This window comes from Thiocystis violascens DSM 198, from assembly GCF_000227745.2.
Classification (GTDB): Bacteria; Pseudomonadota; Gammaproteobacteria; order Chromatiales; family Chromatiaceae; genus Chromatium; species Chromatium violascens.
Genome location: NC_018012.1, coordinates 2,310,422 through 2,332,812, shown reverse-complemented (window position 1 = coordinate 2,332,812; position 22,391 = coordinate 2,310,422). Strand labels below are relative to the sequence as shown.

20 protein-coding genes are annotated in these 22,391 nt (G+C 63.4%); 3 read left to right on the top strand and 17 right to left on the bottom strand.

Going from position 1 to position 22,391, the window contains the following annotated elements:
• Positions 1–409: 409 nt before the first annotated feature.
• From THIVI_RS10305 to nifB, 9 genes are all read right to left on the bottom strand, one after another.
• Positions 410–1,273, bottom strand: a complete 864-nt coding sequence (locus THIVI_RS10305; RefSeq protein ID WP_014778537.1) for a DUF2887 domain-containing protein — start codon at positions 1,271–1,273, stop codon at positions 410–412.
• Between the two features lie 337 nt (positions 1,274–1,610).
• Entirely contained in the window at positions 1,611–2,552 is a 942-nt protein-coding gene (gene draG / locus THIVI_RS10300) for an ADP-ribosyl-[dinitrogen reductase] hydrolase (protein ID WP_014778536.1), read from the bottom strand.
• Positions 2,527–3,111 (bottom strand): nitrogen fixation protein NifQ, encoded by a 585-nt coding sequence (locus tag THIVI_RS10295; RefSeq protein ID WP_014778535.1) that lies wholly within the window; start codon positions 3,109–3,111, stop codon positions 2,527–2,529. The genes draG and THIVI_RS10295 overlap by 26 nt, the downstream gene beginning before the upstream one ends.
• Before the next feature lie 4 nt (positions 3,112–3,115).
• Complete coding sequence (locus THIVI_RS10290) at positions 3,116–3,466, bottom strand: 2Fe-2S iron-sulfur cluster-binding protein (protein WP_014778534.1); 351 nt, start codon at positions 3,464–3,466, stop codon at positions 3,116–3,118.
• 13 nt (positions 3,467–3,479) lie between these two features.
• The gene (locus tag THIVI_RS10285; RefSeq protein WP_014778533.1) at positions 3,480–3,764 is read right to left on the bottom strand and encodes a 2Fe-2S iron-sulfur cluster-binding protein; all 285 of its coding nucleotides are present in this window, start codon (positions 3,762–3,764) and stop codon (positions 3,480–3,482) included.
• Positions 3,765–4,147: 383 nt separating this feature from the next.
• Positions 4,148–5,437, bottom strand: a complete 1,290-nt coding sequence (locus tag THIVI_RS10280; RefSeq protein ID WP_014778532.1) for an FprA family A-type flavoprotein — start codon at positions 5,435–5,437, stop codon at positions 4,148–4,150.
• Positions 5,434–5,877 (bottom strand): ArsC/Spx/MgsR family protein, encoded by a 444-nt coding sequence (locus THIVI_RS10275; RefSeq protein WP_014778531.1) that lies wholly within the window; start codon positions 5,875–5,877, stop codon positions 5,434–5,436. The genes THIVI_RS10280 and THIVI_RS10275 overlap by 4 nt, the downstream gene beginning before the upstream one ends.
• A 2-nt stretch (positions 5,878–5,879) precedes the next feature.
• A complete protein-coding gene (locus THIVI_RS10270) occupies positions 5,880–6,158 on the bottom strand; it encodes a 4Fe-4S dicluster domain-containing protein (protein WP_014778530.1) in 279 nt (92 codons plus the stop codon).
• Between the two features lie 43 nt (positions 6,159–6,201).
• Entirely contained in the window at positions 6,202–7,713 is a 1,512-nt protein-coding gene (gene nifB, locus THIVI_RS10265; protein ID WP_014778529.1) for a nitrogenase cofactor biosynthesis protein NifB, read from the bottom strand.
• 380 nt (positions 7,714–8,093) lie between these two features.
• Here nifB and phoU point away from each other — a divergent pair, with 380 nt between their 5' ends.
• The gene (gene phoU, locus THIVI_RS10260) at positions 8,094–8,759 is read left to right on the top strand and encodes a phosphate signaling complex protein PhoU (RefSeq protein ID WP_014778528.1); all 666 of its coding nucleotides are present in this window, start codon (positions 8,094–8,096) and stop codon (positions 8,757–8,759) included.
• Positions 8,760–9,052: 293 nt separating this feature from the next.
• Here phoU and THIVI_RS10255 read toward each other — a convergent pair whose 3' ends face one another.
• The 8 genes from THIVI_RS10255 to THIVI_RS10220 all read right to left on the bottom strand — a co-directional run bounded on the left by THIVI_RS10255 (position 9,053) and on the right by THIVI_RS10220 (position 19,515).
• On the bottom strand, positions 9,053–9,919 hold the full coding sequence (locus THIVI_RS10255) for a prephenate dehydrogenase (protein ID WP_014778527.1): 867 nt from the start codon (positions 9,917–9,919) through the stop codon (positions 9,053–9,055).
• Positions 9,916–11,028, bottom strand: a complete 1,113-nt coding sequence (hisC, locus tag THIVI_RS10250) for a histidinol-phosphate transaminase (protein ID WP_014778526.1) — start codon at positions 11,026–11,028, stop codon at positions 9,916–9,918. The genes THIVI_RS10255 and hisC overlap by 4 nt, the downstream gene beginning before the upstream one ends.
• Positions 11,029–11,349: 321 nt before the next feature.
• Complete coding sequence (pheA, locus tag THIVI_RS10245; RefSeq protein WP_014778525.1) at positions 11,350–12,444, bottom strand: prephenate dehydratase; 1,095 nt, start codon at positions 12,442–12,444, stop codon at positions 11,350–11,352.
• Between the two features lie 16 nt (positions 12,445–12,460).
• Positions 12,461–13,630 (bottom strand): phosphoglycerate dehydrogenase, encoded by a 1,170-nt coding sequence (locus tag THIVI_RS10240; protein ID WP_014778524.1) that lies wholly within the window; start codon positions 13,628–13,630, stop codon positions 12,461–12,463.
• A complete protein-coding gene (gene serC, locus THIVI_RS10235; protein WP_014778523.1) occupies positions 13,630–14,712 on the bottom strand; it encodes a 3-phosphoserine/phosphohydroxythreonine transaminase in 1,083 nt (360 codons plus the stop codon). The genes THIVI_RS10240 and serC overlap by 1 nt, the downstream gene beginning before the upstream one ends.
• A gap of 128 nt (positions 14,713–14,840) precedes the next feature.
• Positions 14,841–17,498: a DNA gyrase subunit A gene (gene gyrA / locus THIVI_RS10230; protein WP_014778522.1), complete on the bottom strand. Its 2,658-nt coding sequence runs from the start codon at positions 17,496–17,498 to the stop codon at positions 14,841–14,843.
• 394 nt (positions 17,499–17,892) lie between these two features.
• Complete coding sequence (locus THIVI_RS10225; RefSeq protein ID WP_041446939.1) at positions 17,893–18,099, bottom strand: hypothetical protein; 207 nt, start codon at positions 18,097–18,099, stop codon at positions 17,893–17,895.
• Between the two features lie 306 nt (positions 18,100–18,405).
• The gene (locus THIVI_RS10220; RefSeq protein ID WP_041447215.1) at positions 18,406–19,515 is read right to left on the bottom strand and encodes an IS5 family transposase; all 1,110 of its coding nucleotides are present in this window, start codon (positions 19,513–19,515) and stop codon (positions 18,406–18,408) included.
• A gap of 80 nt (positions 19,516–19,595) precedes the next feature.
• Here THIVI_RS10220 and THIVI_RS10215 point away from each other — a divergent pair, with 80 nt between their 5' ends.
• Complete coding sequence (locus THIVI_RS10215) at positions 19,596–19,991, top strand: phospholipase A2 family protein (protein ID WP_014778521.1); 396 nt, start codon at positions 19,596–19,598, stop codon at positions 19,989–19,991.
• A 115-nt stretch (positions 19,992–20,106) separates the two neighbouring features.
• Positions 20,107–22,323 carry a DNA helicase RecQ gene (recQ, locus tag THIVI_RS10210; RefSeq protein WP_041446938.1) on the top strand — a complete coding sequence of 739 codons (2,217 nt, stop codon included), beginning with the start codon at positions 20,107–20,109 and terminating at the stop codon, positions 22,321–22,323.
• The last annotated feature ends 68 nt before the right edge of the window (positions 22,324–22,391 follow it).

The window sequence follows — 22,391 nt, the reverse complement described above, 5'->3', positions numbered from 1 at the left end:
CTCAGTTGTAGACTGGTATACAAATAGCAGCTCAATTATTTTTGTCTACACCCTCTCAGGTGATTTCCGGGAATGACTCTACCGATTTCCGTTCGTCCTGAGACCTTCGGATTTGCTCAGGACGAACGGAAATCATGCTCCGAGGCAGACATTGCATCCGTTCATGGTTCGACAAGCTCACCACGAACGGATGCAATGTCGCCACGAACGGATGCAATGTCGCCACGAACGCGGGTATGAGCTTTTCAGGAAATCACCTTAATGGCAGTGACGCTAACCTGGCCTATAAGTAGGCCTGCTCGATCTCTACGGCTCCCGCGATCTGATCCACAGTGACGCTAACCTGGCCTATAAGTAGGGGCTTTCTCCAGGCTCCGCCTGCGCCCGCCCGCGCTGTTTGGCGGCGGAATCAGTGCGTGAGCAACTCGTCAAGGGATTGGATGTCGAGCACGGCGTCGAGCCAGGCGTCCAGTTGCGGGATGTCGGCGCTGTCAATGCGGGCGCTGACTCCGGCTGGCAGCGGACCGAAACGGCGGGTGAGCAGACGCTTGAGGCTATCGGCTTTGCCTTCGGCTTTGCCTTTGGCCTCGCCCTCGGCTTTGCCTTTGGCCTCGCCCTTCACGAAGATGGATTGATAGGCGCGGGTTTCTTCGAGGGGGGTAAAGATGTTCAACATCGTCGAGATCTCCTCGGCCGTGAGCGACCGGAAACGTTCAAATAACCAAAACTCCAGAATCTGTGACAACGCGGTGCGCGCGGCGGGTTCCAGCGGCGCGTGCTGGATGGCGTGCCAGAGCGCCGGGGCGCGCTCGGTCAGCGCGGCGTCGCGCGTGATGATGAGCGGCGCGAGCGCGGCGAGGAAGGGGTTGTCCGGCTCGCGCTCCAGCCATTCCGGCAGAAACCGTTCCAGACAGATGGCGGCGGCGATCGACTCGGGTGCGCCGACCCGGCTCGGTCGGGTCGGCAGAGCGCGCGCGTGGAGCACGATCAGCAGCCCGCGAACCTCGCGCTCGGGGTGTTCCTCGCCATACAGCCCGATCTTGGTCAACAGGTTGTACCAGGCCGCGGCCGCGGATTGCGCTTGAAATTCGATCAGGTAGACCGGGCGATCTGGATCCAGTGGTTCATAAAGGCCATCGGCGCGCCGTTCCAGGCTTTTGAAGGTCACCGAACGAAAGACGTATTCGCCCTCCAGGGTCAGCCCGCCGGTGAGCACCCGAAAGGCTTCAGGGCCGGTGGCGAGGAACGTATAGATGGACGAGTCGGTTTTCATGCGGTTCTCGGGGCGAGTCGATACGCTCTCAGTGTAGACGAGGCGCGCACCGTCCCGTCAAGGGGCACGGGGTCTTCACCCATCGGCGCCCTCTGCGGGACGGGGCACATGCCCAGTCCGTCTGGGAAAAACTCATTTAGTGAGAAAACAACCTTCCGAGCGTTTGGGGCGCTCCCGGTGGTCGCTGGCGTCTGTCTGGGGGGACGGCAAAATGTTGCGGACGGAGCGAATGCCCCGGCTGGGTTGGTGCCTAAAACGTGCGGGACGAGGTGAATACCCCGTCCCGCCAAGGTGTTTGGCGGAGGATGATGACGGCGATCCGGTCATCATAGGCGCATTAGGCGCCGCTCATGTGCGGCGATGCCCGCAGCAACGCGATTGCCTGGGCTTTGCAGTCGCGCGCCGTCTCCTTGTCCAGCACGTTCAGCCAGCGCCGGGGGATGGCGTCCAGGCCATAGTGCGCGCCGGCGATCATGCCGAGAATGGCGCCCGTGGTGTCGGCGTCGCCGCCGCGATTGACGACCTCTACCAGCGCGGACTCGAAGCTGTCGGTGGCAAAGAGTGCCTGAAAGACGGCGCGCAGGGTCTCGACGAGATAGCCGCCGGGATTTTCCATGCGCCGCCGGTCATAGCGATAGCGCTCATCCTCGGCCACCAGCGCTTCGGCCAGTTCCTTGAGATGGCCACGGTCGCCGCCGAGCAGCCCCGCCTGCACCATGCGGATGACGGCGAGCGTGCCCGCGTCGGACAGCGCGTTGTGATGGGTGACATGGGCCTGGATCCGATTGGCCTGTTCCACGGCATCCGGATCGGCGCCCAAGGTATAGAGCGCGATGGGCAGGCAGCGCATGCAGGCGCCATTGCCCGCGTCGTAGTCGTGTCGCGCCACCTCGGTGGCGCCGGTCTGGCGGTAGAGACTGATGCCGCGCCGCACCGTGTTGCCGATGTCGACCGGCTTGGTCCGCATCCACTCGCTGAAGGCATGCGCGATGGCGCCCGCGTTGACGCCGCCGGTCGCCAGAATGCTCCGACCGAGCGCAAGACTCATCTCGGTGTCGTCGGTGACACGCCCCTTGCGCAGTCCCAGCCAGCCGCCGCCGACGATGTCGCGGTGCTCGCCATACTGGCTCAGAATCTCGCGGGGAGTCAGAAATTCGACCGTGGCGCCCAGCGCATCGCCTACAGCCAGCCCCAGATAGGCCGCGGCCGCGCGGTCGTAGAGGGTTCCCGCGGGTAGATCCGTGGGGATGAATTCAGTCCTCGGGTCCAAAACAAACATGATAGTCGACGCAGACCTCGCAGGATGGCGCGCGGCAGACATGGATCCCCTCGGTTTCGCACAATTGCTTGTAGAGGAACCGTTTCCACTTCATATCCTTGACATTGCGCGCGGCCAGTAACGGGAAATTGCGGCGCATCAGCGCCGTCAATTCGCCTCGATTCCACAGACCCAAATCATGCCACAGGTGATCGCCCGCCATGCAGCCGGCGGCCACGGTCTGGGCCATCCAGACCTCGGAGGGCGATTCATGGGCACGATAGGTCAGCATCAGATCGATCAATTCCTCCCGCTCGTCCTGGCGCGCGGCCTTGAGCGGAATCCCGCCATCGGTCGCCGACAGCACATCGGGCGAGACGCCGGGAAAATGATAGGTTATCAGTCCGCGAAAGGCCTGGAGATCCAAGCCCAGCCAGACCGGCAGCGCGCCGCCGCCGGCCGCGCGGGTCGCGATCATGCTCGCGAAGGCCGTGTCGTTGCCAGCCCCGACCGCACGGGCCATCAGCCGCGCGAAGACATGTTCGGCTTCGCGCGTCAGCTCGTCGGCCAGGGCCAGCACGGTCTCAGTACTCCACCAGGATATCTTCGTCGCGAACGATCATCTGGCAAGCCAGACGCCATTCGCTCGGCATGTCGTCGACCGCCATGCGGTCGATATCGTCCTTGGTCAATTTGCCCAGGTGCCGCAGGACGGTTTGCTCCTTGTCGGTCAGGTGGTAGCCCATGCGCTGCGTCTTCTTATCGACGCTGGTGACGCGTACCAGACAGTTGCCGCATTCGCCGTCCTGACAGTCATGGTGGACCGGGATCTTGTGTTCCTTGGCCAGCTTGAGCAGGGTTTCGGTGTGGCTTCCGGCCACGGCGTAAACGGTTTTGTCCTTGTAATCCGGGCTTGAAAAGGTTACGAGTGCCATGTTTTGTGTCTCCTCAGGCCGGCTTGACGCGGCAGTCGCCCAGGATCTGGGCCTGGCAGGCGAGCCGGTCATGACGGCTGGCCATGTTTTCGCGCAGCACCTTTTCCTCCAGTACCGACGGCTCGGTCAGATTGTTCCAGCCTTCTTCCACATGCATCATGCAGGTGCCGCAGTCGCCCTCGCGACAACCGTAGATGATCCCCGCGCCGATCTTTTCCGAGACTTCGATAACCCGCGTGCCGGCCGGCACGTTGACGGTCTGGTCGATATCCGTGAAGGTAATTTTGGCTTTCGCCATGGTGTCAGACTCCTGTGTTGTCGATGATAAAAAGTAAACCCTGTCCGCCGTGGCGGATACGGCGTCGATTGCATCCGGCGCCGATGACATCCCCCGCGTGGCTGCACTGCCATTAAGTTAAGCCGTTCGTGGTGAGGCCCTCGAACCATGAATGGCTTAACTTAAGGCGATTTCCGGAAAAGCTCATACCCTCTTTCGTGGTGACATTGCATCCGTTCGTGGTGAGTCCTGAGCCCGTCGAAGGGTCGAACCATGAACGGATGCAATGTTGGCCTCGGAGCGCGATTTTCCGGTCATCCTTCGACAAGCTCAGGACGAACGGAAAATCGATAAGGTCTTTCCCGTAAATCACCTTAATGGCGATCCCGCGCGGCTGATGTCGCTCACCCGAGGTCGGCGAAATCGATGACCTTCCCGCGTTCTCCGCTGACGATGGCCCCCGCCAGCGCGCGCCCGAAATCGCGGCAGGCGTCAAGTTCCTCGTCGGTCGGGATGAGTTTGACGCGCACACCCGGCACCGGCACCCGCAGCTTCAGGCCGCGCAGACGATCCTCGATCATGCGTACCGCCTCGCCTGTCCAGCCGTAGGATCCGAAGGCCGCGCCGAGCTTGCCCTTGAGATCGATCACGGCCAGCGACGAGAGCAGATCCCAGATCGGCTTGACCGCGTCCCCATTGATGGTCGGGGAACCGAGCGCCAGGGCGTCAGCCGATTCGATCAGATCCACGAAGGGCTGAAGTTCCCCGCCCTCCAAGTCATAGAGCGAGACGCGCACCCCCGGCGCCTCCTCGGCGCCGGCGCAGATCGCCTCGGCCATGCGCGCGGTGTTGCCGTAGGCGCTCATGTAGAAGACGATCAGCGAGCGCTCGTCGTTGTCGATCCGTTCGCTGAAGCTGGCGCTCGACAGCTCGCGGTAGCGGGTCAGCGAGCGGCGCGGACGATCGCGCAGAATGGGGCCATGGGTGGGCGCGATGATCTTGAGCGTCAGCGGCTCGATCAGCTTGATCGCGTCCATCACATAGGTCTTGAAGGGACGCATGATGTGTGCGTAGTAATAATCGAAGGCAAACCGGAAATCGCCGCAGCGATCGTTGAACAGACGGCTGTCGCAATGGTGACAGCCGAACACGTCACCCGAGAACAGCACCCCGTCCTCGACCAGATAGGTGCATTGCGTATCCGGCCAGTGCAGAAAGGGCGTGTGCAGGAAGCGCAGGGTACGGTCGCCCAGCGAGACCTCGTCGCCGGTGCCGACCGTCTCGTACTCGAAGGGGCGCTCGTCGCCCTTGGGCTTGAGCAGCGCCTTCAGCATGGTGGTCGCGCGGGTGGAAATGTAGAGTTTGGCCTGCGGGGCCCGCCGCATCAGCTCGGGCAGCGCGCCGGTATGATCCGGCTCCAGATGATTGAGCACGATGACCCGAATCTCGTCGTAACGGGCGACCGACTCCAGACGCGCGAAGAATTCCTCGGCAAACCCCGCCTTGACGGTGTCGATGATGGCAACGCCATCGCTCCCGCGCACCAGATAGGCGTTGTAGGTCGTGCCGTTGGCGGTACGCAGGATGATGTCGAACGAGCGCAGGCTCGGATCCAGGACACCGATCCAGTGCACGCCAGGCACGATCCCGACGGCCTCGCCCGGTTGGGCAACGGTCTGCCGCGAGGCGGTCATCGGATCGCCGCCCGAGCGCTTGGGCGCTCGCAATGCGGATCCGGACCAATCCGCGAGCAGGACTGGAGATCCTGCTCCGGCTCAAGCGCCACGCCGAGCGCATCCAGCATCGGACCCGGCGCGAAACCGCAGCCGCGCCCGCATTCGGTTTCGATCAGCGGACGACGGATCAGCAGCGGATCGGCGAGCATCAGGGCCAGTGCCGTGGATTCGTCGAGCGTCTCCGGGCGTACCTCGCCCTGCTTGACGCGGGGCGCGGTCGGATTGAACCAGTCGCGTACCGGCATCGCGCCGAAAAAGGACCGCAAGCGCTCGGCGGTCCAGGGCTCGGCCAGCAGATCGCGCACGGTCAGCGAATGCCCAAGCGACGTCAGCAGGGCTTTCTGCCTGCCGTTCGACAGACAGCCCGGCTTTTCGTAGAAGATCACGGACGAGGCCATGGTTAACGCGCCTGGATCTCGGCCATGGCCGCGGCCATGCGCTCCGGCGGGATCCCGGTCAAGGAGCCGGGCGGATTTGCGGGAACGCCCAGACCATCGAGAATGACCCCTTCGACCGGGCAGATGCTCGCGCACTGCGGCTCGGCGAAGTCGCCCTCGCACTCGGTGCATTTCTTCGCGTCGATCTGGAAATGCGGCGTGGCCGCGAAGATCGCCCCGCTCGGACAGAGCGGCTCGCACGCCCAGCAGTTCACGCAGCCTTCGATGATTTGGAATGCCATCGGATCAGTCTCCCGACAAATAACGCTTCGACACGATGCAGGTTCAGGCGGACATGCGCTGGGGTTCCGGGATCGGCCGATCGAGACGCCCCGACTCGGCCATCTCGCGATAAACGGCGGTAACCGCCTCCTCGATCGGCTCCAGCGCATGCTCGCCGTTCGGCGCGATGCCGGCCGCTTCCAGTTGACTCCAGGGTTCGTAACCGATCCGGGAACAGAGGACGACCTCGCAGCCATCCAGTGCGCGGAGGGTCTTGTGCAACGCGGTCTCGGCCTCGCCGCAGGTCGTGTCGCCCGCACAGTACTGATCCACCTTGCGCACGCCGATGAAGCGCACGTCCTGGCTAGACGCCTCGTAGACCAGGAACTCGCGGGCATGGCCGAAATGCTGGTCGATGACGCCGCCGCCGGTGGTCGCGACCGCCATCAGCACTGGGCGCGGCTCTGGTTTGACGGGGATTTTGCGTTGCAGCGATGCCAGCGAGACGAAGGTTTCGCCCGTGCGCCGGCGCTGCGCCGTCCGGTTGGCCTCGATGGCCGAATGGACCTCCGCGCGGCGCACCATGGCCTCGGCATAATCGATGTCCAGATGCTCGATTTTGTCGAGCGTGAACTCGTGCCCGCGATCCTCGCCCAGCATCCCGACCGCATCGGCGCGGCACTGACGGCAGTGGCGCATCATGGCCATGTCGCCGGCACAGGAATCATGGAGGGCCTGAAGCTCTTCCGTGGTCGGACCGCGCTGTCCCATGATCCCGTAGAAGGTGCCATGCTCGGCCTCCGCGATCAGCGGCATGACGTTGTGCAGGAAGGCGCCCTTGGCCTTGACGACTCGGCTCACCTCTTTCAGATGTTCGTCGTTGACGCCAGGAATCAGCACCGAATTGACCTTGACCAGCACGCCGCGCGCGACCAGCATCTCCAGCCCTTTCTGCTGCTGCTCGATCAGGATCTCGGCCGCCCGGCGCCCCTTGATGCGACGGTTGTTCCAGAAAATCCAGGGATAGATTTTGGCGCCCACGTCCGGATCGACGCAGTTGATGGTGATGGTGACATGCTCGATGTTGTGCTTGCAGAGTTCATCCACGACAGCCGGCAGGGCCAGGCCATTGGTCGAGACGCAGAGCTTGATATCCGGCGCCTTCTCGGAGAGCTGGCGGAAGGTCTCCAGGGTGCGCGCCGGGTTGGCCAGCGGATCGCCGGGGCCGGCGATGCCGAGCACCGTCATCTGCGGAATCGCGGCGGCCACGGCCATGACCTTCTTGACCGCCTGATCCGGGGTCAACACCTCGGAGACCACGCCGGGGCGGGATTCGTTGGAGCAGTCGTATTTGCGATTGCAGTAGTGACACTGGATGTTACAGGCGGGCGCTACCGCCACATGCATCCGCGCGTAATGATGGTGCGCGTCTTCCGAAAAGCAGGGGTGATTGTTGACCTTCGCGCGAATCGCCTCGGGCAGATGAGCGAGCCGATCGGTGCTGCTGCCGCAACCGCTCGCCGCGCAGCCGCCGACCGGCGCCCCCTCGTCGTGGCTCAATACCTTCAACGCCATCACGCAGCCTCCAGAAAATCGGGGGCGCCCGGCCCCGCTGAATCAAAGAATCTAGAAGCAATTTAGCAATCGTCGTGCCGATTTTAATTAATTGGCCAAGCGTTTGATATAAAAACGATATCTTGATCGGTCGTGCCCGTTTTGTGAGGATCGCGACAGACCGGAGCGTACGCGCTTGTGGGAATCGGGACAGATCGCGACGAGGCTTTAGGGTTTTTCGAGCCCCAATTTCCGCAACATGCTTGTGCGATAATGACGCAATGCACCGATGACTTGTTGTCGAAACCGCCTTTCGCGTGGAATCCGACGTTCATCCGACGCGGTTTAGGATGCCATTGTTTCTTGAGCCCATTTCTCACGACCGCAACGAGGAAGCCCCGATGGCCGATAAAATCAATCTGGTCCAGAAAAAGCGTGTCCAGCTTCAGGCGGCCATCGGCGACCTTGGCGCCTTGGTCATCCAGGCGCTGAATCAATCGGTGGTCTGCCTCAAGGCGCATGATCTGATCCTGGCGGCGCGGATCATCGAGGCCGACGCCGCCATCAATCAACAGCGACGCCTACTGGAACAGCAGTGCCTGGTCACGCTCGCCGCCTATCAGCCGGCGGGCGAGGATCTGCGCGCGCTTGGCGCCTGCATGGAACTGGTTTCCGAACTGGAACGCATCGGCGATTATGCCGGCGATGTGGCGAGCGTCATGCTGAAGATCGGGGAAGAACGCCTTCCGCCCGAACCTGTCGCGGCCATCCTCGGCGTTGCCGGCAACGCCATCGCCATGCTGACCGACGCGCTCGATGCCTTCACCTCGAACAGCGACGAGTCGACGGCGCGCGCGGCGGTGGTGCGCGAAGCGCAGGTCGACCGTGACGAGGAGGCCATCATCCAGCAAGTGCTTGGCAGAATGCGCACCGACGCGGGATTCGCGCTCACGGGCACCTATCTGCTGTGGATCGTGCATAACTACGAACGGGTCGCCGACCGCGCCACCAACGTCGCCGAACGAGCGGTGTATGTCGCGGCTGGTCAAACGCCGGATCTCAACTAAAAAACCGTCCAGCAATGATTTCCCGAATCGCTGAAACCGACGGCCAAGTCGCCCGCAAGCGGGCTCCTACGCGCCCCGTCACTGCCATTAAGTTAAGGATTTTCCGTTCGCCCTGAGCTTGTCGAAGGGCGGACGGAAAATCTTAAGCCTCTGAGCGTTAAGCCGTTCATGGTTCGAGGGCCTCACCACGAACGGCTTAACTTAAATGGCAGTGACGCGCCCCGTAGCGGGCGACGCCGATACTTGAGCGGCACTGTCCGGCAGCCATCGGGACGTCGAAAATGGACAGTTGCTTAGTGAGACTGCTCGATCGAGCGGTCGCGCGCAGCCTTGGCGCGCGCGAAGATCTCCAGCAGATGATCGCCGTCGGCGCGGCGGATGCTCTCGGCGAGGTCCGTCATCTCCACGCCGAAGCGCGCGAGCATGGCGCTTAATGCCTCGCGGTTGGCGAGGCAGATGTCGCGCCACATGACCGGGTTGCTGGAGGCGATGCGAGTGAAGTCGCGGAAGCCGCCAGCGGCATAGCGGAAAATCTCGTCGTTCTCGCGCATGCGCGCCAGCGCGTCGACCAGTCCGAAGGCGAGCATGTGGGGGAGATGGCTGGTGGCGGCGAGCACTTCGTCATGGTGCGCCACCGACATGAGGGTCACCTCGGCGCCGCAGGTTTCCCACATGGTCTGTACGCGCGCGAGCGCGTCGGGATCCGTGTCGGGCAGGGGGGTCAGAATGACACGACGATTCCGATAGAGTTCGGCGAAGGATGCCTCGACCCCGCTATGCTCGGTCCCGGCGATGGGATGACCCGGCACTAGACGCGGCGGCAGTGCGCCGAAGGCCGCGCTGGCGTCCAGGACCACGCTGCCTTTGACGCTGCCCCCATCGGTGATCACGGTCTCCGGCTGGAGATGCTCACGAATCGCGTCGAAGACGCCGCGCATGGCCCCGAGCGGCACGGCGACAAAGACCAGGTCGGCATTCCGCACGGCCTCGGCGGGATCCTGGGTGAAACGGTCGATGACGCCGAATGCGCGCGCCTTTTCAAGATTCGGCAGGGCGCGGCCGCAGCCGACGACCTCGCGCACCGCGCCGGCGGCGCGTAGGGCACGGGCCAGCGAGCCGCCGATCAGCCCGACCCCGATGATCGCGAGCCGCTCGATCATGCCGCGAGCACGTCTTCCAGGGCATCGATGAAGCGCGCGTTTTCCTGCTCCAGACCCACGCTGATCCGCAGATGATTGGGCAGACCATAGTTGCCGACGGGGCGCACGATGACGCCACGATGCAGCAGGGCGTCGTTGATCGGACCGGCGGGGCGTCCGAGGTTCAGGGTGACGAAATTGCCGACCGAGGGGATGTAGTCGAGTCCTAGCCGGACGAACGCCTCGGTCAACTGACGCATGCCGGCGCGGTTCAGTTCCACCGAGGCGCGCACATGCTCGCGGTCGGCGATGGCGGCGGCGGCGGCGGCCTGGGCCATGGCGTTGACGTTGAAGGGCTGGCGGACCCGATTCAGCAGATCCGCCACGCGCGGATCGCTGATGCCATAACCGATCCGCAGCGCGGCCAGACCATGGGCCTTGGCGAAGGTGCGGGTGACGATCAGGTTCGGGCAGCTTTCGATCCAATGGGTGGTGTCCGGGAAATCCGGCTCGGACACATATTCGGTGTAGGCTTCATCGATCACCACCACACAGGTTTTCGGCAGTGCGCCGAGAAAGGATTTGAGCGCCTGTGCGGACAGCCAGGTTCCGGTCGGATTGTTGGGGTTGGCGATCCAGACGACGCGGGTCTGGTCGGTGACCAGCGAGGCCATGGCGTTAAGGTCATGACCATAATCGCGTGCCTTGGCAACCCGCGCGGTGGCACCGACGGCCTGGGTCGCGATCGGATAAACAGCGAAGGCGAATTCGGAAAACAGCGACTCGACGCCGGGCTGCAGAAAGGTGCGCGCCACCAGATCCAGCACGTCATTGGAGCCGTTGCCGAGCGTGATGGATGCCGGCGAAACGTTGTGGAAATCGGCCAGCGCGCGGCGCAGTTCGAAACCGCCGCCATCGGGATAGCGGCCGATCTCATCCAGCATGGCCGCGATGGCCGCCCGTGCCTTGGGTCCGGGTCCGAGCGGGTTTTCGTTCGAGGCCAGTTTCACCGAGTCGCGGATCCCGAGTTCGCGTTCCAGTTCCGAGATCGGCTTGCCCGGCACATAGGGCGTGAGCCCGGCGATCCAGGGGGCGGCAAGCGCCAGAAAGGGGTTGTCAGCTTGGCTCATAAGGCATCGAAAGAGTGTTAGTAACGAGTAAAAAAAGTTTCACGCGGAGACGCGGAGCACGCGGAGAGTCGGAAGATGTCTCACGGCTCACGCCGAGAGATTGCCATCGGGATACCCCTTGGATGCCGTCCCAATCATTCATCATTCTTTATGTCCGCGCACTCCGCGCCTCCGCGTGAGATCGTTATTAAGAAACTGTCCATTTTCGACGTCCCGATGGCTGCCGGACAGTACCGATCAAGTCGGGAAATAGTTGATGGACACTTCACTGACCGCTGACCGCTGACCGCTGACCGCTGACCGCTGACCACTGCTCCCGGATTACAACACGGCCACCGGATAAGAGCCAAGGATCTTGAACAGCGGCGCGTCCTTCTCCAGATGCTCCAGGGCGGCGGTGACCGCCAGATCCTGGCGATGACCGAGGATATCGATAAAAAAGACATAATCCCAGATGCCCCGGCGCGAGGGGCGCGATTCGATCCGGGTCATGCTGATCCCGTGCGCGGCCAGCGGCATCAGCAAGGCGTGCAGACCGCCCGCCTGGTTGCGGCAGGAGAGCAGCAGACTGGTCTTGTCCTGACCGCTCGGCGGCGAATCCGCTTTGCCGATGACCAGAAAGCGGGTGGTGTTGCCGGGATCGTCCTCGATCCGTTCGGCGAGCACCGTCAGGCCGTAGATCTCGGCCGCCTGCAAACCGGCGACCGCCGCCGATCCCGGCTCGCTCGCCGCGGTGCGCGCGGCGTCGGCGTTGCTGCCGACGGCAATCCGCTCGGCGTGAGGCAGGTAGCGGTCGAGCCAGCCGCGGCACTGGGCCAGCGATTGCTGATGGGAGTAAAGCACGCGAATCGCGCTCGGATCCGCCTCATGACTCATCAGATGGTGATGAATCCGCAGCGTCACCTCGCCGGTGATCCGCAGCGGCGAACTCATGAACAGATCCAGGGTATGACTAACCACGCCCTCGGTCGAGTTCTCCACCGGCACCACGCCGAAATCGCAGGCCCCGGATTCGACCTCGCGAAAGATCTCGTCGATGGTCGCCATGGCGCGGGTCACGACCGAATGGCCGAAGTGCTTGATGGCTGCGGCCTGGGTGAAGGTGCCTTCCGGTCCCAGAAAGGCGGCGTTGAGTGGGCGCTCCAGCGCCAGACAGGCGGACATGATCTCGCGGAACAGGCGGGCAACCTCCTCGCTGTCCAGCGGCCCCGGATTGGCGTCCTTGATGCGGCGCAGCACCGCGACCTCGCGCTCCGGTCGATAAAACTGCACCTGTTGGCCGTTGGACTCGGTCTTGAGATGCGCGACCTGCTGGGCGTAGCGGGCGCGCTCGCTGATCAGCCGCAACAACTCCTGATCGATGGCATCGATCCGGTTGCGCACCCCGTCAAGTCCGTCGCTGCTGTCTGTCGCCATGACGCAAGAACCCCGTTCAGCCGCCGAGATGACGAACCGAAAGCACGCCCGAGATGGATCGAAGCTGGGCCAGCGTGTCCTCGGGACAAGGCTTATCGATATCGATGAGCGTCACCGCCACGTCGCCGCGCGAGCGGTTGAGCATGTCGAGAATGTTCAGCCCGGCATTGGCAAGATCGGTGGAAATCTGACCGACCATGTTCGGCACATTGCTGTTGACGATGGCCAGCCGCGGACCGCCATTGAGCGGCAGACAGATCTCCGGGAAGTTGACCGAATTGGTCACGTTGCCGTTTTCCAGATACTCGCGGATCTGATCGGCGACCATGATGGCGCAATTGTCCTCGGCCTCGCGGGTGGAGGCGCCCAGATGCGGCAGGGTCACGACGCGCGGATGGTTCTTCAGCAGGTTGCTCGGAAAATCGCAGCAATAGGCGTAGAGATGACCCTGATCCAGCGCGGCAACCACGGCGGCGTCGTCGAGGATGCCCTCGCGGGAGAAGTTCAGCAGCACCGCGCCCTTGGGCAGGGTGCGGATGCGCTCGGCGTTGATCATGTGCCGGGTCTCGTCGGTGAGCGGCACATGGAAGGTGACGAAGTCCGAGCGCGAGAGCAGATCGTCGATGCTCAGGGCCGGCTGGACATCGCTGGCAAGCTGCCAGGCACGATGGACGGTGATGGTCGGATCGTAGCCGACGACCTTCATCCCCAGGGCGCGCGCGGCGTTGGCGACCTTGACGCCGATGGCGCCGAGTCCGACCACGCCGAGCGTGCGACCGGGAAGCTCGAAGCCGCCGAATTGTTTCTTGCCGGACTCGACCGCCTGATTGATGGCCGCATCGTCGCCTTCGAGCCCGCGCGCGAACTGCCAGGCTTGCGCGATGTTGCGGGCCGCGATCAGCATGCCCGCGATCACCAACTCCTTGACGGCGTTGGCGTTGGCGCCGGGGGCGTTGAAGACCGCCACGCCGCGTGCCGTCATGGCCGCCACCGGCACATTGTTGGTGCCGGCGCCGGCGCGACCGATGGCTTTGACGGTGACGGGGATCTCCATGTCGTGCATCTTGGCCGAACGCACCAGGATGGCGTCCGGATGGGCGATCTCGGAGGCGACTTCGTAGCGGTCGCGCGGCAGGCGCTCCAACCCGGCCACGGAGATGTTATTCAGCGTTTGGATTTTGAACATTAGGCGTGCCTGCGCTCGAATTCCTGCATGAAGGCGACCAGCGCCTGAACGCCTTCCTCCGGCATCGCATTGTAGATACTGGCGCGCATGCCGCCGACTGAGCGATGGCCCTTGAGCGTGGTCAGATTCGCCGCCTTGGCTTCCTTGAGGAACGTCTCGTCCAGGTCGGAACTGGCCAGCGTGAAGGGCACGTTCATCCAGGAACGCGAGTCCGGCTGGACCGGATTGGCGTAGAAACTGGACGCATCGATGGTGTCATAGAGCAGCTTGGCCTTGCGCGCGTTGATCACGGCCATCGCGTCGAGACCGCCTAGGTCTTTCAGCCATTTGAACACCAGCCCGGCCAGATACCAGGCATAGGTGGCCGGGGTGTTGTACATGGAATCGTTGTCGGCGTGGATCTTGTAGTCGAACATGGTCGGCGTGCCCGCGATCGGCTGACCGAGCAGATCCTCGCGCACGATGACGATGGTCAGTCCGGCCGGGCCGATGTTCTTCTGCGCGCCCGCGTAGATCAACCCGAAGCGCGAGACATCGATCGGACGCGACAGCAGGGTCGAGGACATATCGGCCACCAGCGGAATGCCGGCAGTCTCAGGCACGTAGGGGAATTCGACGCCCTCGATGGTCTCGTTCGGGGTGTAGTGGACATAGGCCGCGCCATCGGCGAGCTTGAGTTCGTCCTGGGACGGCGCGCGGGTGAATTTGCTGTCCTCGGTGCTCGCGGCGACGTTGACGGTGCAGTAACGCCGCGCCTCCGAGATCGCCTTCTTGGACCAGGAGCCGGTGTTCAGATAATCGGCCGCGCCGCCGCCGCGCAGCAGATTCATCGGGACCGCCGCGAACTGGCTGGAGGCGCCGCCCTGCAGGAACAGCACCTTATAGTTGGCCGGAACCTTCAACAGCTCGCGCAGATCCGACTCGGCCTGGGCGGCGATGGACATGTATTCCTTGCCGCGGTGGCTCATCTCGGCCACGCACATGCCGCTGCCCTGCCAGTCGAGCATTTCATCCTGGGCTTGGCAGAGCACCGACTCAGGCAGCATCGCCGGACCGGCGCTGAAATTAAAGACGCGAGCCATATTGACCTTCCTCATGCGAATTGCAGTTGTTCATTCTATTTTCGACCCTTCGGCTCCGCTCGGGATTCAGGACGAACGGAAAATCAGTCAAGTTTTTACCTGAAATTAAATCTTTTGGCGCAAACCGCCTAATCGTCCGCGTCGGTTTCCGAATCGCTGTCGCCTTCCGGATCCGGTTCGCCGTTTTCAATGGGATCGTCTTCCGGTGCGCGATTCTGAAGCGGATCTTCGGTCTCGCCATTCTCTCCGTCGCTCTCCAGGGCCACGATTCGCTCGACATAGACCAGACGCTCGCCGTCGCCCAGGTTGATGAGTTTAACGCCCTGTGCGCTCCGACCGACGACCGGAATCTGATCGACGGTGGTCCGGATCAGGGTACCGCCCTCGGTGATCAGCATGATCTCGTCGCCGGGACGCACCAGCACCGCGCCGACCTGGGCGCCGTTGCGCTCGGAGGTGCTGATGCCGATCACGCCCTGAGTGCCGCGCCCCTTGGTCGGGAAATCCTCGACCCGCGTGCGTTTGCCATAGCCGTTTTCGGTCACGCTGAGCACGGTTCCGGGCTCCGGCACCAGCAGCGAAATGACGCGCTGACCGTCCTGCAGGCGGACGCCGCGCACGCCGTGCGCGGTGCGTCCCATGACGCGCACATGGTCCTCGGAGAAACGCACCGCCTTGCCGTTGGACGTAAAGAGCATCAGATCCCGCTTGCCGTCGGTGATGACAACCCCGACCAGCACCTCGTCCTCGCGCAGATCGATGGCGATGATGCCGCGCGACAGCGGTCGCGAGAAGTCCGTGAGCGGGGTCTTTTTCACCGTCCCGGCGCTGGTCGCCATGAACACGAACAGCCCTTCCTCATACTCGCGGATCGGCAGGAGCGCATTGATGCGTTCGCCCGGTTCCAGCGGCAGCAGGTTGACCATGGGGCGACCGCGCGCGCCCCGCCCGGAATGGGGCAGTTCGTAGACCTTGAGCCAATAGACCCGGCCGCGGCTGGAAAAACAGAGCACGGTATCGAGCGAGTTGGCGACGAAGATCCGATCGATGAAATCCTCCTCGCGGAACGAGGTCGCGCTCTTGCCCTTGCCGCCGCGCCGCTGGGCCTGATAATCGCTGATCGGCTGGGCCTTGACATAGCCCTGATGCGAGAGCGTCACCACCACGTCCTCGGGAGTGATGAGATCTTCCAGGGTTAGGTCCGTATGGTCGACCTGGATCTCGGTGCGCCGGGCGTCGCCGAACTGTTCGCGGATGGCGACGAGTTCCTCGCGAATCACCTCCATCAGACGATCCGGATCCGACAGGATCAGCAGCAGCGCGGCGATTCGGTCCAGAATTTCCTCGAACTCCTTGAGAATTTTCTCCTGCTCCAGACCGGTGAGACGATGCAACTGCAGATCCAGGATCGCCTTGGCCTGACGCTCGCTCAACCGATAGCCCGCATCGGTCAGACCGAACTCGCGTTCGAGATCCTCCGGGCGGGTCTGATCGGCCCCCGCGCGCGCCAGCATCCCGGTGACGGCACCGAGCGCCCAGGCCCGCGTCATCAGACGCTCGCGCGCATCGCCCGGACTCGCCGACGCCTTGATGGTGGCGATCACCTCGTCGATGTTCGCCAGCGCGATCGCATAGCCTTCCAGGACATGTGCCCGATTGCGCGCCTTGCGCAGTTCGAACAGGATGCGGCGCGTCACCACGTCCCGGCGATGGCGTAGGAAATACTCCAGGATCTGCTTGAGATTGAGCGTCAGCGGCTGACCGTCCACCAGCGCGACCATGTTGATGCCGAACACCTGCTGCATCTGGGTGTGCTGATACAGATTGTTCAGCAGCACCTCGGCATGGGCATCGCGCTTGAGTTCGATGACGATCCGCATGCCGTCCTTGTCGGACTCGTCGCGCAACCCGTCCTGCGCGATGCCGTCGATCTTTTTTTCCTTGACCAACTCGGCGATGCGTTCCAGCAGGCGTGCCTTGTTGACCTGATAGGGAATCTCGGTGACGACGATCGCCTCGCGTCCGCTACGCTTCTGCGCCTCGGTGATGGTGCGGGCGCGCATCACGCAACGCCCGCGCCCGGTGCGATAGGCTTCGCGGATACCGCGTACCCCATTGATGAGCGCCGCCGTCGGGAAATCCGGCCCCGGCACGATCTCCATGATCTCCTCGATGGTGATCAGCGGGTTCTCGATGATCGCCAGGCAGGCATCGATGACCTCGCGCAGGTTATGCGGCGGGATATTGGTCGCCATGCCGACCGCGATCCCGGACGATCCGTTGACCAGCAGATTCGGAAAGCGCGCGGGCAACACCGTGGGTTCGTGCTCGGTGTTGTCGTAGTTCGGAATGAACTCGACGGTTTCCTTGTCCAGATCGTCCAGCAGCGCATCGGCGAGGCGCATCATGCGCACTTCCGTGTAACGCATGGCCGCTGGTGGATCGCCATCGACTGAGCCGAAATTCCCTTGGCCATCGACCAGCAGATAGCGCAGCGAAAAACGCTGGGCCATGCGGACCATGGTGTCGTAGATGGCCGAGTCGCCATGCGGGTGATATTTACCCATGACATCGCCGACCACGCGGGCGGACTTGCGATAGGCGCGGTTCCAGACGTTGCCCTGCTCGCTCATGGAGAACAGCACCCGTCGATGCACGGGCTTGAGACCGTCGCGGACATCCGGCAGCGCCCGCCCCACGATCACGCTCATGGCGTAATCGAGATAGGACTTGCGCATCTCGTCCTCAAGATTGATGGGTATGACTTCTCTGGCGAAATCTGGCATGGGCGTGATAAACCGACTGTAAGCGTACCGCGCGGCCCCCGGACAGGGACAACGTTATGCGTGTTTGAACCGCGTGATTCTATCACGCCGAGGGCCATATGGCCCTGAGTGACGTGCATCGCCAGCAATTCTCAGGATTGCCCGATGGAGCGAAAAACCAGGCGAATCATGCAAACAGTGAAGGGTTTCCCACTCGTCCCGAGTCTTTAGCCATTCGGCTCCCTTCGACTTCGCTCAGGACAGGTTTGTCGAAGGGGCGAAGGGGAAAGCCTCGGACTCGGAGCGTGAAGCCATTCGTGGTTCGAGAGCCTCACCACGAACGGCTTCAGGATCGCCACGAACGGCTTCAGGATCGACACGAACGGCTTCAGGATCGCCACGAACGATCGCAAGTTCACCGCCGCTTCGGCACGAGTCCAGGCGGATTCATCACTTCCATGAGCTGATTGCCCGTTGCCAGTGCGAGAAATCCGGTCTTGATGGCATGGTTCAATACGCTTTCATCGATCCACAAGCTTGCGAGGATGCCCACGACCGGCGTCTCGCGATACTCCGGAAAGAAGACCCGGAACAGTTCGATTTCCTCGCTGAAATCATCCACGGCCGCGACGAAGAAACCGGGTGCTACGGCTGGTCGGTTTGGATGTGCGCCATGGGTCCGAATGTGGACTGAAGAGCGCCAACTAGATTTTGAAAACGAGCGAACATCCGGTGCAATCGGATACTATCCAGACAGCTCGTTTCATCCTGCTTTTCATCGCAATCCTCCGGTTGAAACCTCGACCTTCAGGGGGATAATGCGCACGGGAGAGGGGGTAACCTCTTCCGTGCAGTGTCGCCCGGCCAGACCGGGCGCGGATTGAAACATCCTGCCTTTACATTGCGACCTGAGAGGGTGTAGACAAAATCAAACCGTTGTGGTCAACCGCCGCAGCAGGATGCGCGCCTCCGCCAGCCAAACCCAGGTTTCGGAGACCGCTGGCAGACGGTCATGATGCATGATCAATCGACGGGCACGCTCATTCCACGCATGGGTGCGCTCGACAACCCAGCGCTTCGGCAGCGGAACGAAGCCGTCGGCGTTGGCGATCACCACTCGGTCAGGCGCCCCGTCCACGTGCCAGGAGCCAACGCTTTTGTTGGCTGGATGGCGCACGACTTCCACGCGGATCGCGTGGGTCTGCTCGGTGGTTTGGGCAAATTGACCGGCGTAGGCGCTATCGACAAACAGCGTGTTGATCTGGGGGTACTTGGCGGCCGCGTCAGCGACGGCGCCCGAGGCGGCATCGCGGTCCTGAAGATTGGCCGCGACCACGCTCACCGCCAACACGAACCCCAAAGTATCGACCACCAGGCTGCGCTTGCGCCCCTTGACCTGCTTGCCCGCATCAAAGCCGCTCGGTCCACCCTGCGGCGAGCCGCGGGTCGATTGCGCATCCAGCACCGCCGCCGTCGGCGCGATCTCACGCCCCTCGCGTTCGCGCCATTGCCCCCGCAGTCGATCATGCATCTGCTCAAACTTCCCAGCCGCACTCCAACGGCGAAACGTCTTGTAGACATTCTGCCAAGGCGCGAAATCGTGCGGCAGCATCCGCCACGCGCACCCCGTGCGCACCACGTAGCAACACGCCTCCAGGATGCTCCGGCGCGACACGCGGGGCGGTTGACCCCGCCCGCCCGGCATCTCAAAGAGAGCGGCGACCAAGTCCCACTCCGCATCGGTCAGACAACTTGGGTAGCTTTGGTCGGGGTCGTGGCGACGATGCGCATCCGTATACCCATACCGACGCGGCGTTGCGCGCGCTTGCGCCTCGAGACCACTCTCGCCCCGGAGGCGCGTGACGCCCGCCTCCCGCAAGGACTTGCGAATCGTTGCTTCATGAGCCTCGATTCCCGTCCGTGCCGCGAGTTCCCGGGCAATCTCTGACAGCGTGGAGGTCGGGCGATCCGTGACAATTTGACGCAATACCGCTTGCTCCGCCTCGTGAATCTTGGGGGGACGACCAGCTTTCGACATCAGCGCACACCAGCTCAGTTGTAGACTGGTATACAAATAGCAGCTCAATTATTTTTGTCTACACCCTCTGAGGAGGTTCCATGACCCGCTCAAGGATTCCGACCTGTCTGGCCGGCGCGCTGCTGGCCATCCTCGCCACCGATGCCGCCGCCTTTAAATGTATGCCGCTCTATGGCAACTGGTGCGGCGTCGGCCATCCAAGTCACGGCTTTCCGCCGCCCGTCGATGCCTTCGACGCCGCCTGCATGCGTCATGATCTTTGTACGGGCGCGCCGGGTTCCGAAACCGCGTGCGACATCGCTTTTGTCACCGAACTGCATGCGATTGCCGCCCAGGTCGGTTATCTGCCGCGTCCGCTGCAATGGGCCGAGTATGCGATTCGCGTCAAGTCGGGCGGCCCCTGGGGCGGCATGCCGATGCCGACTCCCTGGGACGCCTTCGGCGCGATGTCGAGCGTCGCGGCGCCCTGCTGGTGAGGCGAGGACCATTGATGCCATTTGGCCTGCCGGGCCGTGCATCGAATCCTCTTGGGAACGCCGTCCTGGGAGCGCGGACCGAGCCACTGTGGCCGCAACGATGACGAACGCTCGGATGGACGAAACGCCGCTGCGCATCCTGAACCGGGTCTTCGGTTTTGATCGCTTTCGCGGCGCTCAGGCCGAGATCATCGATCTGGTGATCGATGGCGGCGATGCGCTGGTGCTGATGCCGACCGGCGGGGGCAAGTCGCTCTGCTATCAGATCCCGGCGCTGTTGCGTCCGGGGACCGGGATCGTCGTGTCGCCGCTGATCGCGCTGATGCAGGATCAGGTGGACGCGTTGACGCAGCTTGGCGTGCGGGCGGCCTTTCTGAACTCCTCGCTCACCCCCGATAAGGCGCGTGCGGTCGAGCAGGCGTTGCAGGCGGGCTCGCTGGATCTGCTCTATGTCGCCCCGGAACGCCTTCTGACCGAACGCTTCGAGGATCTGCTCGACCGCATCCCGGTCGCGCTCTTCGCGATCGACGAGGCGCATTGCGTGTCCCAATGGGGGCACGACTTCCGACCCGAATACATCCAGCTCGACCGGCTGCACACGCGTTGGCCGCAGGTGCCGCGCATCGCGCTCACCGCCACCGCCGACACCCCGACTCGCAACGAGATCGTCACCCGTCTGAGCCTGGGCCAGGCGCGTCAGTTCGTTTCCAGCTTCGACCGCCCGAACATCCGTTACCGCATCGTCGAGAAGGCCAATCCGCGTCAGCAACTGCTAGCCTTTCTGCGCCGCGAGCACCCCGAGGACGCGGGCATCGTCTACTGTCTGTCGCGCCGCCGGGTCGAGGAGACCGCGACCTTTCTCCAGGATCACGACTTCCCGGCGCTGCCCTATCACGCCGGTCTGCCCGCCGACACGCGCCGCGCGCATCAGGCCCGCTTTCTGCGCGAGGAGGGCGTCGTGATGGTGGCGACCATCGCCTTCGGCATGGGCATCGACAAGCCGGACGTGCGTTTCGTCGCCCATCTGGATCTGCCGAAAAGTCTCGAAGCCTATTATCAGGAGACCGGGCGCGCCGGGCGCGACGGTCAGCCGGCGGATGCCTGGATGACCTACGGGATCGGCGACGTGGTGATGCTGCGCCGGATCATCGAGGATTCGGACGCGGACGAGCAGTTCAAGCGCATCGAACTGCACAAGCTCGACGGTATGCTCGGCTATTGCGAGACCACCGAGTGCCGGCGTCAGGTGATGCTCAATTATTTCGGCGAGACCCTGCCCAAGCCTTGCGGCAACTGCGATACCTGTCAGGAGCCGGTGGAGACCTGGGACGGGACGCTCGCGGCCCAGATGGCGTTGTCGTGCATCTATCGCACCGGCCAGCGCTTCGGCAGCGCCTATCTGGTGGATGTGCTGCTCGGCAAGAGCCTGGAACGCATCCGCCGTTTCGGACACGACCGGGTGAGCACCTACGGGATCGGCAAAGCGGTCGAGGGCAAGCCCATGAGCGCCGATCAATGGCGTTCGGTCTACCGGCAATTGGTGGCGGCGGGTCTGATCGCGGTGGACATGGAGGGCCATGGCGCGCTCAAGCTGACCGAACAGAGCCGTCCGCTGTTGCGCGGCGAGCGCGCCATCCGACTGCGTCGCGATCCCGAGCGCAAGAGCGGTACCTCGTCGCGCACCCCGGTGTCCGCGGCCCCGACCGATCCGGAGGCGGCGGCGCTGTGGCAGGCGTTGCGCGAGCAGCGCCGCCTGCTGGCGCTGGCGCAGAACGTGCCGGCCTATGTCATCTTCGCCGACGCCACGCTGCGCGAGATGCTGACCTATCGTCCGCGCACGCGGGACGAACTCGCTCAAATCATGGGGGTTGGACAGGCCAAGCTGGAGCGCTTCGGCGCGGAGTTTCTGCGGGTGTTGTCCGAGCACGCGGCGCGGCATGGCCGTCCGTCGGGGCTGCCGCCGCTGCCGTCGCGATCCGTCTCCCGTTCCGCGCCGTCTTTGGAGTCGGGAGGTCTGAGCGACACGCTCGTGGAAACGCTGGGGCTGTTTCGCAAAGGGATGGATCCGGAGGCGATCGCCCTGCACCGAAACCTCAAATCCACGACCATTTACACCCATCTGTCGCGCTGTATCGAGGAAGGCGAGCTTGCGGTCGAGGACGTGGTCACGCTGGACGCGGAGACCCGGCGACGTATCGAGTTCGCCTTCGACCAACTGCCCGATGGCGCGATGATGGGGCTGAAGCCGGTCTTCGATGCCTTCGAGGGGCGTTACGATTACGGACTCCTGCGCTGCGTGCGGGCGGGGATGGGGAGACTGTCGGAGGATTGATTCCGGGACACCGCTGCTTATACAGTGATGTTCAAACATCAAATCGATCGCCGCTCGCCGAGGAAATC